This is a genomic window from Patescibacteria group bacterium (assembly GCA_038063375.1).
Taxonomy (GTDB): domain Bacteria; phylum Patescibacteriota; class Minisyncoccia; order Phycocordibacterales; family JANLHH01; genus JANLHH01.
Genome location: JBBTVG010000005.1, coordinates 45,762 through 62,803 on the forward strand (window position 1 = coordinate 45,762; position 17,042 = coordinate 62,803).

Annotated in this window: 14 protein-coding genes; 11 read left to right on the forward strand and 3 right to left on the reverse strand. The window is 43.0% G+C overall.

Translation table 11 applies throughout. The features are described from left to right. Positions 1-4: 4 nt before the first annotated feature. Complete coding sequence (locus AAB523_00980; GenBank protein ID MEK7555843.1) at positions 5-3,013, reverse strand: hypothetical protein; 3,009 nt, start codon at positions 3,011-3,013, stop codon at positions 5-7. 17 nt (positions 3,014-3,030) lie between these two features. Then, positions 3,031-5,223: an O-antigen ligase family protein gene (locus AAB523_00985; protein MEK7555844.1), complete on the reverse strand. Its 2,193-nt coding sequence runs from the start codon at positions 5,221-5,223 to the stop codon at positions 3,031-3,033. 131 nt (positions 5,224-5,354) lie between these two features. Between AAB523_00985 and AAB523_00990 the strand changes: the two genes are divergently transcribed. From AAB523_00990 to asnB, 11 genes are all read left to right on the forward strand, one after another. Further along, a complete protein-coding gene (locus tag AAB523_00990; GenBank protein ID MEK7555845.1) occupies positions 5,355-5,603 on the forward strand; it encodes a helix-turn-helix domain-containing protein in 249 nt (82 codons plus the stop codon). A 4-nt stretch (positions 5,604-5,607) separates the two neighbouring features. Continuing rightward, complete coding sequence (gene gmd, locus AAB523_00995; protein MEK7555846.1) at positions 5,608-6,690, forward strand: GDP-mannose 4,6-dehydratase; 1,083 nt, start codon at positions 5,608-5,610, stop codon at positions 6,688-6,690. 9 nt (positions 6,691-6,699) lie between these two features. Further along, a complete protein-coding gene (locus tag AAB523_01000; GenBank protein MEK7555847.1) occupies positions 6,700-7,629 on the forward strand; it encodes a GDP-L-fucose synthase in 930 nt (309 codons plus the stop codon). Continuing rightward, positions 7,622-8,443, forward strand: coding sequence for an ABC transporter permease (locus AAB523_01005; GenBank protein MEK7555848.1), 822 nt, complete (start codon positions 7,622-7,624; stop codon positions 8,441-8,443). The genes AAB523_01000 and AAB523_01005 overlap by 8 nt, the downstream gene beginning before the upstream one ends. Before the next feature lies 1 nt (position 8,444). After that, positions 8,445-8,951 (forward strand): NYN domain-containing protein, encoded by a 507-nt coding sequence (locus AAB523_01010; protein MEK7555849.1) that lies wholly within the window; start codon positions 8,445-8,447, stop codon positions 8,949-8,951. Positions 8,952-9,015: 64 nt separating this feature from the next. After that, positions 9,016-10,293: an ABC transporter ATP-binding protein gene (locus tag AAB523_01015; protein ID MEK7555850.1), complete on the forward strand. Its 1,278-nt coding sequence runs from the start codon at positions 9,016-9,018 to the stop codon at positions 10,291-10,293. Between the two features lie 19 nt (positions 10,294-10,312). After that, entirely contained in the window at positions 10,313-11,086 is a 774-nt protein-coding gene (locus AAB523_01020; protein ID MEK7555851.1) for an FkbM family methyltransferase, read from the forward strand. A gap of 50 nt (positions 11,087-11,136) precedes the next feature. After that, positions 11,137-12,120 carry a glycosyltransferase gene (locus AAB523_01025; protein MEK7555852.1) on the forward strand — a complete coding sequence of 328 codons (984 nt, stop codon included), beginning with the start codon at positions 11,137-11,139 and terminating at the stop codon, positions 12,118-12,120. Positions 12,121-12,136: 16 nt separating this feature from the next. Then, positions 12,137-13,300, forward strand: coding sequence for an aminotransferase class I/II-fold pyridoxal phosphate-dependent enzyme (locus AAB523_01030; GenBank protein MEK7555853.1), 1,164 nt, complete (start codon positions 12,137-12,139; stop codon positions 13,298-13,300). A gap of 9 nt (positions 13,301-13,309) precedes the next feature. Next, a complete protein-coding gene (locus AAB523_01035; GenBank protein ID MEK7555854.1) occupies positions 13,310-14,179 on the forward strand; it encodes an alpha-1,2-fucosyltransferase in 870 nt (289 codons plus the stop codon). Between the two features lie 5 nt (positions 14,180-14,184). Then, positions 14,185-15,966, forward strand: coding sequence for an asparagine synthase (glutamine-hydrolyzing) (asnB, locus tag AAB523_01040; protein ID MEK7555855.1), 1,782 nt, complete (start codon positions 14,185-14,187; stop codon positions 15,964-15,966). A gap of 57 nt (positions 15,967-16,023) precedes the next feature. On the opposite strand, the gene AAB523_01045 is transcribed toward asnB, so the two are convergent. Beyond that, complete coding sequence (locus AAB523_01045; protein MEK7555856.1) at positions 16,024-16,965, reverse strand: hypothetical protein; 942 nt, start codon at positions 16,963-16,965, stop codon at positions 16,024-16,026. Between the last annotated feature and the right edge of the window lie 77 nt (positions 16,966-17,042).

Genomic DNA, 17,042 nt, shown 5'->3' on the forward strand with positions numbered 1-17,042 from the left:
GTTTTTATATTATCACATTATTTTTAATTTTCTCCACAATCTCTATCAACTTCTGTGCATCTTCGGTTGATATTTTTACCTCTTTTTCTTTGTCTTTATCTTCGTTTTTTTCGTGCTTGTCATTCTCATCTCTTTCTTTTGTATTCTTTTTGATCTCCTCCTCTAGTTTGCTAATCATTTTACCCAGCTCCTTTGTCGCTTTTTTCGGTTTCCCTTTTTCCAATTCCTTCGTCGCTTTTTCAACTGACTCTGTAAGGTCTTTCTTTAGACCTCTCTGTATATCCATTGCGTTGATAATATCTTCAAGTATTTTGAGCGAGAAAGCATTGGTGTCCTCGCCTTCGGCAATGGAAACATCGGTTGTGCCGTCTCCATCAACATCAACTGCAAGAATGGGGGTGACGATATCTCCTCCGACCTGAACACTCGCCGTGGTGCTTGCCGTTACGGGAATATCTTCATAGAGAATAGTGTTCTTTGTTTCTTCACCAGTCACTTCTTCGATTTCAAGGGTAAATGTGCCTAACGAAAGTCCGTTCAATTGAACCGTAGTTGTTGTGGCACCGTTTCCGCCGACATATTGCCCTTCCCCGATCTGCCAGTAGTAGCTGTTAGGAATTTGATCTTCAGAGAGTTCAATATCAGAAGACGGGTCTGGATTTGGTATTGGCCCTGTATGCCGGCCAAATTCGTCGTAGAGATGAAGGGTAACTGGGGAATGAACACTTATGCGTAGGCGCTTGGCAGGATCAGCAATGGTAGGCATAGACGATGACATGAAATCTGGAAGCGCGCTTGTGGCTTCACGCTTAATGAGGGTGGTAATGAAGTTTTGGAGAGGTTCAATTTCAAGAATATTTTTGTGGGAACGATTTATACTAGTAAGTGGTTCATTATACTCAAATATATCCACCCAATACCTCTCCCCTCCCAGTGCTTCCGCTGAAACAGAAACTACCGTTCCATCCCCTTCCGACGTAATAAGCGGCTGAGGATCAATAACATCCATCACTTGGCATATGGAAAGATCCTCATTGCACACATTCTTTTCCGCCGCTCCATATCGGATACCGCGCAACGTATCAAGTCCCCAGCCGATCACTTCAATAACATCCATTCCTTCCGGCGGTGCCCATGTATCAAGTTCTTCGTGGCGCTCTTCGGCATTAGTCAGAAAATGCTCTTTAAGAACGTTCGGAACATTCACTTCGCTCGGTAAGGGTTCAACTCTTTCGCCATACTCACCACGGAGAAATCCGCGCAATGTGTCGTAATCTGAAATTGACTCACCATAGATAGCACGGAGCGCTTCTGTTACGGGCGTGGTCGTACTAAACTCAATGATCGGACGAATGGACGTGCCGAGACGATTGAAATACTCCTGTGACGGAAGAAGAGTATATGCGCTTTTCATGTTCTCTGCCAATTCACGGGTAACTTTCTTACTTGGGAAATTCAGAAAGAAAAAATCTATACCGTGCAGTATTTCCAAGATCGCTTTCGGTGTTCCAAGCTCCGGAGCAGCAACCATGATGATGCGGTCAACGAGGTGCGCTTTCCCTTGCCGTTCCAACTCATTAATCAATTCTTTTGCCACCAAGCCGCCGTTTGAGTGGGTAATGATCGTTACTTTACCGGTAGGCGATGTACTTGCCATCTCTTCGATACGCGACACCATAGTATATCCGCCGCTTTCAAGAGGAATAATACGGGTTGCTACATCTTTGACATCCATCCGCCAGTCATAGGGCAACGGTTTGAACTCTTCAATGTCACCGCCGGCGACCAGTGTATTCATGTGCGCAAGAAATCCTTTATAGATATTCACGGTATATGCCTCATCAACAACATCGTTGGTATAAATATCGGGATCAATGCTTTCTCCCGTAATTGGCGAGAGAGCGAGCTTTCCTACATCATTGTTTGTGTTTGGTATCCATAATTGATTCTCAAAAAATCCTTCTTGTACGTACAACCGACTCGCCTCAAGCCCGGGTAGAAAGGCGACATTGGAGTAGCCGGTTTGGAAGGTGAGAGTGCCGTCAGCAGGCAGGCGGACGGTGGTACTTGTGCTCTGTGCTTCAAAGTAGTACGTGTAGTTTCCTTTGGGAAAAGTTCCGGAAAACACATACTGTTCTCCGTTCTCGAATATGCCATCGCGCAATGTGGTGCTTGCGGATGCCGTATCAAGCGCCATCAAGAAACTCGTTGTCGCGGTGTCGTTTCCCACAAGCACATTCATCGCATCCGGCGCAGTTGCGCCGGCATAGACTATCTTAAACACCATGAGGGTAGAACTTGCCGTGCCTTTGTTGGGATGCACGCCCGGGCTCTCCATGTCAGACAAGAATCCTTCTTCTTCCGCATAAGCAAGAGTGGAGGTTGTTGCAGAAGATGCTCTCAACACACCCATGTAATCGTAAACTTCCTGTATGGTGTCAATGTAACTTAAATCTTCATCTGTGTATGAAATAAAATAGATTTTTTTATTTATCTTCGGGGCAGCGAAGCGAATAGCCTTTACTTGATCATCATAGATACCAACCCAATGTTTAAGTTGAAAAAGGGTGCCATCAAAATAAAAAGTGCTCGCGACAGTACCATAGCTCGTATATCGCGCGCGTCCGGTTTTAACATCAACATATCGTAAATAGTTGTCGTTTCCTCCAGTCGGATCTAGTAATGCCCAAAATTTCCACCCGTCAGCACCTTTTGTTGCCGACATATCAATGATCGTGTCGCTTGGCGACAATCGAATCCCTTGTATGGGGCTGTATAAAAAAGAGGTGAAGTAATGAACACCATTAGAGTCAGTTCCCATATCAAAAGGAATGGTGTCAGATAATTGCCACTTCAAGTCTTTGCTGTCGGTGTCATCAACCTGTGTGCTCCAATCGCTTCTATAAGCCGCGAACGACACCGATGGTACGACAAAAAGCGCGCTCGTAAAAAGTGTGCTGAAAAAGCATATCGCGGTGATTTTGCGTGTTGTGTGGAGAGGTTGAATGCTCATGGGGCGCCTATTCCATTTTACGGATTGCGGCCGGCGCGAATCTCTCCTATATAATAGTCTGCTTGAGCTTTAAACTCCGGATTGAGCTCTGTCGCTTTCTCCAGTTCTGCGATTGCTTTCGTGCGCTCCTCGTTTGCAAGGTATGCCGCGGCGAGCGAGACGTGGAATTGAGCATTGTCGGCTCCCGCAGTCTGCGCTTTCAGAATACGCTCTTTCCAGATATTAATGACCGTCTCATAATCTTTCACCGCCGCGAATGCTTGAATGAAACGATCGTCGGGGACCGCTATGGTTCCGTACACCGGCACCAGGAGTTCTTTCGCAAGATCAAAATTCTTGTTATAGATCGCGATTACCGCGTAAATATCCCGCGCGGTTCCGTTCTTTGGTTCAATTTCATACGCCGTTTTCATGGTGAGAAGCGCCTTGTCGTATTGCCCTTTGCCGAGGTACGAATTTGCCAACTCAAAATAGGTGGACTGTTTGCTCGGGGAAAGTTCAATGGCTCGTTCCAAATGAGCAATTGCTTCGTCGGGCGCGCCGACGGAATTTAAAAAGGAGCCGATCAAGAGTTCGTAGCGCATATCGTCCGGTGTCTCTTTGATCTGCTTGCCCATCTCGTCTCGCGCGAGGAGAATGAATTTCTGCTTCATGTCTTGAGGCGCGCCGGTAGAGACAATGCGTCCCGTGGTTTGCATGAGATGTTCGCGCACTTCCGGAGTGCCAAATGAATTGTACGCGAGCGCCTTCTTGAAATATTCAATATTTTTTTCCAGCCCCGCTTCTTGGGGGGTCATGCCTTGGATGAGCGCGCGATTGGCGAGGAAACCTTTTGCGTTTACGGCGTAGATAAGAATGATTGTCGCGACAAGAACTATCGCCATGACAGTGTGTTCGGGTATCGCGGAGCGAACCGGCTCTTTTTGTTCGCTGTTCTTTGCTGTCGTCATGGTTGCCATTGTGTGTATATATCCGAGCATCGTGACAAACAGCACATAGCTTATCAGGTTATCAAACACGAACAGATTCTGAAAAAAGTATGCCGCGAAAAGACCCGTGATGACACTCTTTTCCATTACTGAAAAGGAATTGTCTCTTCTTCGCCAGATATAGAAAAGCGCGGCGGCGAAGATAGAAAGGTACGCGAGGAGCCCCACAATGCCTCCGGCGATAAGCCAATCTAAAAATACATTGTGCGCACGGTCAAAGAATGGCTCCTGGTCATACAGCCGCGAATCATAGTATTTGTTAAATACCAGATTGAAATTGTCTTGTCCCCAACCGAGCAAAGGATTTTCCTTAAACCCTTCAATCGCCATACCCCAAATCTGAAAGCGAGACTTAGTAGTTTGCTCCTGTAATGAGATACCGGAAAAACGCGAGAGCACGGGACTTTTCTTCACAAAGTTTGTATCTTTGATCGCAAAGAAAACGCCGGCAAGCACGATTACGCCGATGATAACTCCGCCTGCGATTTTTCTGAAAAGCGGCCTTTCCCTCTCAAAAAGCGCGATGAGAAGCGCGGTAAGGAGCACTCCCCCGATGAGCCCCAAGATCGTACCGCGTGTCGCGGTGTGATAAAGAATAAAGACATTGAGGAGCATGGTGGCGCCATACACAAGACGAAGTAAAGAGAATCGCGTGCGCACGGAAAGTAAAGCGGCAATAAATATATGGAAGAGCATATAAACCGCCAAGTATGTCGCGTTGCCAAAGGTCGCATCAAGCCGAACACCTCCCTGGTTGATGGTAATCGCGCCCGAGAGCTGAAACAATCCATAAATGCCGACTATCACGCTGGCACCAAGGGAGACTTGAAGCAACCTCTCCCATAATTTTTCTGTGGTAAGAACAGATGTCGCGACGACAAAGTACGCGAAAAGATGGAGCAATGTTACCAAACCCTCCATACGCTCGTAATTGCTCCAGAAACTACGGGAGATGTTTACGCCAAAAAGGTCGGCAACCGTCATGACAACTACAAACGCGCCAAGAGCGATAAGTATCCACGATCGTTTCGGCCGATACGAGGGAGAGGTGAGCGCCAACACCAGCCACGCGCCGAAGATGATCTCCACCAATGCTCTAAACGCGAAATTCTTTCCCGTGATAAAAGGGAAAAACATATCGTTCAAAACAACAAGAGCAAGAAACGGGGTCAAGAAAACACCTCCGATCACCAGACTTCGCAAAATACGCTCAATATTCATACCATTGACTATAGCATGGGGTGCAATGCATGCAAATACCGTACTCTCGCAAGGCCATCCCGTGACGACAAGCGCTCCGTACGACCTTGAACTCTTTTGACACTTTTTGAATTTTAACTATAATACAACGAATGGAGCACGAGATAAAACCAAATGCGGTATACACCACCTCCGAAGCGCAGCAATTTTTGAGAGTGAGCGAAAGTACGATTAAGAGACTACTTAAAAAAGAGCTCCTCAGAGCAAACAAAGTAGGCGGCCAGTATCGGATCCTCGGCAAAGAAATGTTGCGCCTTGTTTCGCCGGAACTTGAAAAAGGAGCCGCGAGGTCGTATCTGAAACTTAAAAGAAAAGTGGTCACTAAAATCAACAAATGGTAATGATATGAAAAAAGCGCTTATCACAGGAATCACCGGACAAGACGGGTCTTATTTAGCCGAACTTCTCCTTGAAAAAGGATACGAGGTTCATGGCATCATACGGCGCGCGAGTAGTTTTAATACTGAAAGAATCGGTCATCTTTACCAAGACCCGCACGAAACAGAGAAAAAACTATTTCTCCACTACGGCGATCTCACCGACTCAACAAATCTCATTAGGATAATCAAAGACGTTCAACCTGATGAACTTTATAACCTTGCCGCGCAAAGCCATGTGAAGGTGTCTTTTGAGACGCCTGAATACACCGGAAACTCCGATGGGTTAGGCACCTTAAGAATACTTGAAGCCATTCGCCTGCTCGGTCTTGAAAAGAAAACAAAATTCTACCAGGCGTCCACTTCAGAAATGTTTGGCGCCACTCCCCCGCCGCAAAATGAGGAGACTCCTTTTTATCCTCGCAGTCCCTATGGCGCCGCTAAACTCTATGCTCACTGGATAGTAAAAAACTACCGCGAAGCATACGGTATTTTTGCTGTTTCGGGAATCCTTTTTAATCATGAGTCTCATCGGCGCGGCGAAACATTTGTCACCAAAAAGATCACTCGTGCGGCAGCGAGAATAAGCTTAGGGCTACAGGAAAAAGTATACTTGGGCAACCTCAATGCGAAACGGGACTGGGGCCATGCGAAAGATTATGTGTACGCAATGTACCTCATGCTTCAGCAAGAGATTCCCGAGGATTATGTCATCGCAACGGGCAAACAATTTTCCGTGCGGGAGTTTTGCGAGGCGGTCTTCAAAGAACTCGGTGTTGAGATCGTCTGGAAAGGAAGTGGAGTTGACGAAAAAGGCGTTGATAAAAAAACGGGAAAAGTTGTGGTGGAAATTGACCCGCGTTATTTCCGGCCTACCGAGGTAGAATCACTTCTTGGCGACCCGACCAAGGCAAAGCAAAAACTCGGCTGGGAAGCAAAAATCGGTTTTGAAGAATTGGTCAAAGAAATGGTCGCGACCGACCTCGAGGAAGCAAAGAGGGACGTCCACTTGGAGCAAGGCGGGTTTAAAACGAAACAGCGTCATGAATAATACAAATATATGAACAAGGATTCTAAAATTTATATTGCGGGACACAGGGGGCTTGTAGGATCTGCGATCGTACGTGCACTCCAAAAAGAGAGCTATCAAAACCTCATCCTTAAAACAAGGCAGGAGTTGAACCTGCTTGACCAGACGGTGGTAAAAAAATTTTTTGCAGAAGAAAAACCCGAGTATGTTTTCCTTGCCGCGGCAAAGGTTGGGGGAATCATGGCAAACAAGACCCATCCTGCCGACTTTATTTATGAAAACCTGACGGTTCAAACAAATGTCATTCATAATGCCTATACACAAGGAACAAAAAAATTACTATTCCTGGGAAGTTCTTGTATCTATCCGAAATTATGTCCACAACCAATCAAAGAAGAGTATCTGTTAACGTCAGAACTTGAGCCGACCAATAAAGCATACGCGCTAGCCAAGATCGCGGGAATCTATATGTGCCAGTCGTATAACGAACAATACGGCACGAACTTTATTTCTCTCATGCCCACCAATCTCTACGGACAAAACGACAACTTTGACCTTGCTGAAGCACATGTCTTGCCTGCAATGATGCGGAAATTTCACGAAGCCAAGATCAAAAAAGAGCCCAGTGTCACCATGTGGGGAACGGGAAATGCGAAACGAGAATTTTTGCACGTGAATGATCTGGCGCTCGCAAGTGTATTCTTGATGAATCAATATGATAATTCTGATATCATTAATGTCGGCACGGGAGAAGACGTCACTATAAAAGAACTCGCGGAAAAAATAAAAGCTGTTGTGGGATACGAAGGTGAGATTAATTGGGACACAACTAAACCCGATGGTACGCCGAGAAAACTCCTTGACGTCACCAAACTTCACGCCCTCGGATGGAAACATACTATTCCGCTTGATCAAGGCATCGTATCAACCTACGAATGGTATAAGAAAAATTATGAGTAAAGTCACTATTATACGACCAAAAAAAGTGTTCAGCCTTGAGGACCTCAAGGAGGTTTGGCGCTATAAGGAACTCCTCTATTTCTTCACCTGGCGCGATTTCAAGGTACGCTACAAACAAACTACTATCGGTATCATGTGGGCAGTCTTCCAGCCATTTATGACGATGGTTGTTTTCAGCCTTTTTTTTGGCACACTCCTCAAGATTCCTTCTGATGGCATTCCCTATCCGATCTTTGTTTATACGGGACTTCTTTTCTGGCAATTCTTTTCCGGAGCGCTATCCGAAACAAGCAGTGTGCTCATAGCTAATCAATCAATCATCACCAAAGTCTACTTCCCGCGTCTCATCCTCCCTCTCTCGTCTGTCGCGACAAAGTTTGTTGATTTCGCTATCGCCGCGGTCATCCTTGTGGGTATGATGTTCTATTATGGCTACACACCGCACTTAAGCGGTCTTTTGATCATCCCGTTGCTTCTTCTCATTACCTTCATGGCGGCAGTGGGCGGCGGACTTTTTCTTGCGTCCGTCAACGTGAAGTATCGTGACGTGCGTTATGTATTGCCCTTCTTCATTCAAATACTCCTTTTTCTCACGCCGGTCATATATCCCGCAAGCATCGCGGGAAAATATTCATGGATACTCGCGCTCAACCCCATGATGGGTGTCATCCAAAACGCGCGCGCTGCGCTCCTCGGAACCGCACCCATCAATTGGCTCCTCCTTGGCATTTCTTTTGCGGCGTGCGCTGTGCTCCTCGTCATCGGCGTAATCTATTTCAAAAAGGTTGAGCGCTATTTCGCTGATGTTATTTAATATGAAAACAAAAGGAAACAATTACGCATTTATTGATAGTCAGAATCTCAACCTTGGTATACAAAAACTTGGGTGGAAATTAGACTATCGAAAATTCCGAATTTATCTTAAAGAGAAGTATGGTGTAGAAAAAGCATATATGTTCATTGGTTTTGTCGCGCTGAATCAAGGACTGTACGACAACCTTCAAGAAGCCGGTTTTGTATTGAAATTCAAGCCAACTATTCCCGATGAAAATGGAAAAATGAAAGGCAATGTCGATGCCGATCTTGTCTTGGGAACAGTTCTTGAGATGAACAAATACGACAAAGCGGTCATTGTCACGAGTGATGGAGACTTTTATTCTTTAGTGCATCACTTATATGAAACAAATAAACTGCAAGTCGTACTAAGCCCTGATGTAAAAAATTGCTCAGGATTGCTCAAGCAAACCGCAAAAGAGAGGATGCAGTATATGAATGAACTACAGAACAAGCTAGAGTATAGAAAAAAGAAGAGCACCGCTTAAGGACGAAACCTTAAACAGTGCTCTTCCCTAGAAATACACTGATATAATATACCAAACAAACAAAATGTCAAGCAAGTCAATCATTGAAATAAAAGATGTAGGGAAGAAATATAACATCACGCACCAGCGGGGTGGGTATGTCGCGTTGCGTGACGTGCTGGCAAATGTTTTCAAAAATCCTTTCCAGTTTGCAAAGCATAAAGCAAAGCAGGTCGTCGGACTTACAAAAAAAGAGGAGTTTTGGGCATTGCGTAATGTAAACCTCGAGATCAACAAAGGCGACATTGTCGGTATCATCGGAAGAAACGGCGCGGGAAAATCCACGCTTTTGAAGATCTTAACAGGGATCACACCTCCCACCGAAGGAGAGATCATTATGCGCGGCAGAACTGCTTCCCTTCTTGAGGTTGGTACCGGTTTTCATCCCGAGCTCACCGGGCGTGAAAACATTTTTCTCAACGGCGCCATTCTCGGCATGACCAAAAAAGAGATTGCGCGCAAGTTTGATGAGATCGTCGCCTTTGCCGGCATTGAAAAGTTCCTTGATACCCCAGTAAAATACTATTCAAGCGGCATGTATGTCCGCCTCGCTTTTTCCGTCGCCGCGCATATGGAACCGGATATTCTCCTTGTTGACGAAGTCCTTGCCGTCGGCGACGCGGAGTTTCAGAAAAAATGCCTTGGGAAAATGGAAGAGGTCACGCAAGCAAAAGGGAGAACTATTCTTTTTGTGAGCCACAACATGGCGGCAATTCAAAGATTGTGCCCAAAAACAGTCTGGCTCGAAAAAGGGAAAGTAAAAATGTTTGGAGAAACAGAAGAAGTTGTTAATCATTACCTTGGCGATACGAGTTCTAAAACAACAGAGGCGCACTGGGGAGAAGAAGAGGATTCAGGGGATGATATAGCAAAACTTATATCCGCGCGTCTTATAAACAAGGAAGGGGAAGCCATACCTTATGTCTACTCTAATAAAGAAGTTGGAATTAATATTGAGTACAAAGTCTTGAAAAATGGATACTCCCCTCTTCCGAATATTCATGTGTTCACAAATAAGGGTGAGTATGCTTTCATAAGCCACGCTGATTTCAGCACCAATCTTGATAAAGTTGGTCTACACAAGGCAACTGTGTGGATACCAGAAAATCTTTTGAACTGTGGCACTTATATAATAGGAGTAGCTATTACCACCATGATACCTCTCCATATCCATGTCTACAAACAAGACGCTCTTGTTTTTCAAGTCTTGGAAGATATAGAAGACACGAAAAAAAATGATTTCAATCAACGCATACCGGGAGTAGTACGTCCACGCCTAGTATGGAAAATAGAAACACCTTAAGAATACAAATACAAAAAATATGAACATTACAGATATAACAAGAAAAACCCTCAAAAAATCAAGATGGCTAGTACATATAGTCAGAAAGATCCGTAATTATATTTTTGCCATAAAACCAGAATTAATTGCGCCTCGCGATCTGTATAAAGACATGCGAGAACTATGTCAGTCGATAGATCTTAGAAATCCAATATTCATCGACGGAGGCGCGCACAACGGCTCGACGATACTTAAACTTAGAGACGAAGGATTTATGAATTCGAAGATAAGTGCGTTTGAGCCTATCCCGAAAGTCGCCGCAGCAATATCAGAAATAGGCGATAAAAATGTAACTGTATTTGCAAAGGCCCTTGGAAATAAGGATGGGACTATTGATTTTAATGTAAACAAAAAAATCGTTACCTCTTCACCTCTCGATCCAGACATGACCAATAAATATCATCCGGGACTCGCCGACCTGTCGGAAAAAATTACTGTATCTGTCGTAAAAATAGATACTTTAGTTAGAGAAAAAATCATTCCTCAGCCAGATATCATAAAATTTGATTTGCAAGGATACGAACTACTTGCTTTCCAAGGTGCAGTGGAAACACTTCGACAGGTAAAAATAATTTTCACAGAAGTTGAGTTTGTAGAGCTCTATAAAAATCAACCTCTATTCCATGATATATCCCTATTTCTAAAGCAAAACAATTTTTCATTATTTAATTTATACAATCTTGGCGACCATCATGATGGACAAATTATTGCTGGCGATGCATTATTTCTAAATAACGCATACTTCAAGAAATAAAACAAATGCGTATCTTCACTACAGCACGGAAAGTGTCGCCGGAGGTTCCTATGAGTTTTTTTAATTTTGAACGCTTTGAAAAACAATGTGGTGATTTTTTATTTATTGACGCACGTATTAATTTTAAACCAATAAAAGAAATTAAAAATGAAAAAATTGTCTATTTCGAAATAGAAGAACCTAATCGTTTTGCGTCCGGAGATCCCGCATTCCGACGAGAAGAATATGAACAGTACTTTTATAAAATTCTTACAGTTTGCCCTTACACGACTGAATGGCTCAACAAAGTCCAAGGTAAAAAGCGAAGGCAGTTCGTATTTTTTCCTTTTAACGAAAACTTAATTCCCCCACCAGTAATAAAATTATATGATGTTATATATTTTGGTGGTATTCATTCGAGAGAAATTCTTCATATTTTGAAGAGTATAGCGAAATTCAATTATCGTTTTGTTGCACCATCGGAAAACAAAACATATAAAATAGTCCAGAACTTATACCTTATAAGAAAAATAAAAAAGATTTTCTCATTTTGTCGCTCGAAAGAAACACTTATTACCAATAAAGATGTTCCTCACTTAAAAAAACTAGAACTCATTTCTCAAAGTAAAGTAACAATCGTCCACAACCTCTTAAGCTTCAATGTACGATACGTATGGCATATTCAGAATACTCCTGATTTTAAAAACAACCAAGCATTTTCACTTATTCCTTCAAAGAATTTTTTAAAGAGTATTCTATACTTTTTTCTTAGAAAAGAGTTCCTTGTTCCTCAACAAAAAACAAGAATGTTTGAAGCTGCGTTCTGTAGGTCACTTATCCTATGTCGTAAGGACTCTTTTAATGTTATTGAGAAATTCTTTACACCAGATAAAGAGTTTGTTTATTACGAGAAAGACAAGCTCGAAGAAAAACTAAAGGAGGTTTTGGAACACTACGAAGATTATAGTAAGATTATTGAAAATGCGTACCAGCGAGCTTCGCGTGAATACACGACACAGGTATTTTTTAAGAAATATTTAAAAAACATAAAATAAAAATATGATCCCTTTAATGAAAAACGCATTCTTGCACGAGCATGAGACAAAAAAAGCTCTCGCTGATTTTATCATAAAGAGCGATAAATTAAGCATGGGGGAAAAATGCGCGGAATTTGAAAAAGCTTTTGCAAAAAAACAAGGTAGGAAAGAAGCGGTTCTCTTTAATAGCGGCGGAAGCGCGAATCTTTCCATGCTCCAAGCGCTAAAAAACCTGGGGAAATTGAAAGACGGCGACCTTGTTGGGTTTTCCGCGCTTACCTGGTCCACAAACGTCATGCCTATTATCCAGATGGGCATGAAACCGGTGGCGATTGATTGCAGTAAAGACACCTTAAACGTAATGTCCGATAATGTGTTGGCGCGCATTAAACAGACAGAACTCAAGGCGCTCTTTATCACGAACGTACTGGGTTTTGTCGGTGATCTCGACAAAATCAGGAAGGTTTGCGATGAGCATGATATTATTTTAATAGAAGACAACTGCGAGTCGTTGGGTACTGAATTGCTGGAGGGCAAAGCGGGAAATTTTGGTCTTGGGGCAAGTTTCTCGTTTTTTGTGGCGCACCATATGTCAACAATTGAAGGAGGAATGGTATGCACCAATGATGAAGAATTCGCAGAAATGCTCCGTATTGTGCGGGCAAACGGATGGGATAGAAATCTATCGGCACCCCAGCAGATAAAATGGCGGAAAAAATATAACATTACTTCAGAATTTGAAGCCAAATACACATTCTACGATCTGGCGTTTAATGTACGACCTACTGAGATCACTGGGTTTCTCGGATTGTCTCAACTTCAATTTTTGGATGAGAATATCAGAACAAGAGAAGAAAATTACCTCCGTTTGGAAAAGGTGCTCCAAAAGAACATTGACCTTCTGCCCTTAAAGCACGACCACATAAGTACACTTTCTCTTTTTGCCATACCTGTGGTATGTAAAACTCCCGAATTGCGAGAAAAATACATGGCACAATTCTCAGGTGCCGGCATTGAAATACGCCCCATGATTGCCGGCAATATACAGAAACAACCGTTTTATAAAAAATATGTAAAGGATGATTTTAGTCTGCCCAATACGAATTTTCTGCACGACAACAGCTTTTATTGCGGCAACTACCCTGAACTCTCCGAGAATGATCTTGAAACGATAAGCAGCTGCCTCTATAAATATTAAAATATGATTGTGGTAAAACTAATTGGAGGACTCGGAAACCAAATGTTCCAATACGCATTGGGTAGACATCTCGCCCATATAAATCACACTGAATTAAAATTGGACATCTCCGGCTTCCATGACTATAAACTCCATGCGTATAGCTTGGGCCATTTCAATATCGTGGAAAATTTTGCAACCAAAGAAGAAGTGGCGAGATTTCAAAAATATCGCAGGAAACGGGGAAAGAAATGGTTTCTCTATAACAGGCTGATCGCAAATGAACGAAAGTATATAGAAGAAAAACAGTTCCATTTTGACCCGCGGATCTTAGAAATAAAAGAAGAAGCTTATCTTGATGGTTATTGGCAAACTGAAAAATACTTCAAAGACAGTGCATATATTATACGCAAGGAAGCGATCGTTAAAACCACTCTGCAGGGAAAAGATGCGGCTGTTGCCAAAGAGATAGAGGCGACCACCTCGGTGATGGTGCATATCAGGCGTGGCGATTATGTTACGAACGAGCAAACAAACGAATACCATGGAACATGCGGGCTAGATTACTATCATAAGGCGATCGAGCTCATGTCCGAGAAAGTACACAATCCGCATTTTTTTATATTCTCAGACGATCACGAATGGGTAAAAAACAACATCGTATTGGAATATCCGGTAACGTATGTGGATCACAATAAGGCCGACAAAAATTACGAAGACTTGCGGCTTATGAGTCTTTGTAAACATCAAATCATCGCCAATAGTTCCTTCAGTTGGTGGGGAGCATGGCTTAATCAAAATCCCGAAAAAATAGTGATAGCGCCAAGCAGATGGTTTAGTAAAACAAAACCTAATGTTGATACAAAAGACGTAATTCCTGATTCGTGGATTAAGATCTGATCACCATGTGTGGAATAATCGGCATAACAGGAAAAGATACCCAAAAAATAGACGCATCAAAACTTTCTTTGATGCTTGCTTCCCTAGGGAAGCGCGGTCCTGACGACAAAGGCACGCTCTCCTTCCCGCTCTGCACCCTCGGACAAACGCGCCTTTCAATCATTGACCTTTCTCTAGGCCACCAGCCCATGCGCGATAACAAGCGCGATATGGCGATCACCTTCAATGGAGAAATTTACAATTATCGCGAATTAAAAAAAGATCTTGAAGCAAAGGGGTATGTTTTTTCAACCAATTCGGACACCGAGGTCATTCTCAAGGCCTATCAAGAATATGGCGACGAATGCCCTAAATATCTTGACGGAATGTTTGCCTTTGCAATTTGGGACAACGAAAAAGAACAGCTTTTCTTGGCGCGCGACCGTTTTGGCAAGAAACCGCTCTACTACGCGTTTGACAAAAACAACAATCTTCTTGTCGCATCGGAAATCAAAGCGCTTTTTGAATCGGGTCACATAAAGGGAGAACTGGATTATGGCGCGATAGATAATTATCTGACCCTTATGTATGTGCCGCCATGGAAAAGTATTTACAAAAATATACACGTTATCTCCCCCGCCTCAAAAGCAGTATATAAAAATAGCGAACTTCATATAGAAAAATACTGGTCAATACCTGAAAATCCCCAAAAACCTACCTATGAAGAAGCGAAAACAAGAATCAAAGAACTCATTCAAATGGCGGTCAAAAAACGGATGGTCGCTGATGTAGAAGTTGGCTCGCTCCTCTCGGGCGGTGTTGACTCCACTCTGGTAACCTATCTCGCGCAACAATTCATGGATCGCCCGATCAAAACCTTCTCGGTTGGCTATCAAGGTAGTGCGAGCGAACTTCCCTATGCCAGAGAAGCGAGCGAAAAAATTGGCACAGACCATTACACTCTTGAAATAAAAGCGAATCTTATCGACGAGCTTGAAAAAATCACTGAATACATGGACGAGCCACATGCCGACTCCTCAAACTTTCCTCAACACTTAATTTCAGAACTTGCTTCATCAAAAGTTAAAGTGGCACTCTCGGGTGACGGGGCAGACGAGTTGTTTATGGGTTATGGTTGGTATTCTAAATATGGAAATATAAGAAAAATTGTACAATTAAAAAATTTCTTCTTTTCAAATCAATTTAAAGAACATATTAAAAATATATCAGTATTTCAAAAAAATGAGCGTAAAAAACTATGGAAAAATTTTGGTGAAATAAGCGATGATATTGTAGACCACGCAATCAATACCATTAAGGGTAATGGGGTGCGGAAAATAAATTTCTTTGATCTGACAACATACCTTCCGGGCCAGCTTCTCTATAAGATAGATAGAACGAGTATGATGCATTCACTTGAGATACGCTCCCCTTTTCTTGACAAAGATCTGGCGGAATACGTGTACAACATTCCAACTGAATATAAAATGAACGGTAATCAGGGAAAAATCATCCTCAAAGATATTCTGGCGGAAATCATGCCAAAAGAATTTGTTTACAGAAGAAAGCAGGGATTCGGCGCGCCGGTTAAAGAGTGGCTGAAGACAGAGACAATGAAAAAGTTTGTTCTCCATACGCTGGGAAACAACGCATCAATATATAAATTTCTAAAAAAAGAGGCAGTCCTATCAATGATTAACGCTTTTTACCAAAAAGGTGACGACAAGATGTACTACAAAATATGGTCTCTCTTGTGTCTTGAACTATGGCTAAAATCTCATGAAAAATATCATAGACTTACTGTTTAATAATTTTCGTAGCCAAAATATAAAGATTGGAGCCGAAAAATTATTGAGCAGTAGGTCTTATAAGTAAAGCTTTTTCACTTTTCTTATGACTAAATTTTTTAAGGCGCGGAGCGCGGAGCGCCCGGAAATTTCCGGGCGAACCCATTCAGAAAACCACTCCGGCAAGATGGGGTATTTTTTTTCTATGATGAGCTGGGCGTCATTTGCTTTCCATACACCGTGAAGAAGTGACATGTCTTTCCCTTCTTTTTCGTGTGAGGTACAAAAGGCGCGTACGTCCTTCGGTAAACAGTGTCCTCCGAACGACTTGCCATATCGGAGATAGCTTTTTTTCTCAAAGAAAAAATTGATGACCTTTTCAATGCTCGCCAAATGCTCCTGATCCGTAGGTAACGCCATCGCATTTCCAAATTCATTGACGAAAGCGATGCGAAGCGCATTCCATGTATTTGAAAGGTATTTCAGATATGACGCCTCTTCAGGAGTGCCGTAGAATATCTTGGTTGCGCGCTCTTGCCATATGTTAAAAAAATGAGGTTGCTCTCTCACAGTATTACGGCTACCAACAATAAAATATTGTGGCGCCATACATTCCTCTACCGCCTTCTTTTCGTGCAAAAATTCTGGCACATAATAATCAAATCGCAGAGAGACGAGAGATGCCGGAAGAACTGTTGAGCGGAGTACGACGGTACCCTTTGCATCGTGAAGAGACTCCAGCGCTTTTTTAATAGCCTCAATATTCTGCTCCCCTTCCGGAGAAACACGATCCCCGACACACACAAGATAGCACGTGTCAGGGCCATCTTTCTCAAGGGGAGATGAGAGTGGCGTGATGGTATCATAAGAATTTTGATACTTGTCCGCGTAGTGCATTTTTGGCTCCCCGACATCGTAATAACACACATGGTAACCGATGTGTGAGAGAGCCAAGGCATTCGCTTGCCCCACCCAGCCGTAACCGACAACGACAATGATTTCTTTTGGTGAAAAACTCATAGAATACCAGTGAATAATGAACTCTATGGTACCATTTTACCAATGATAATCAAGGTGTTATACTGGGGTGAAATTAT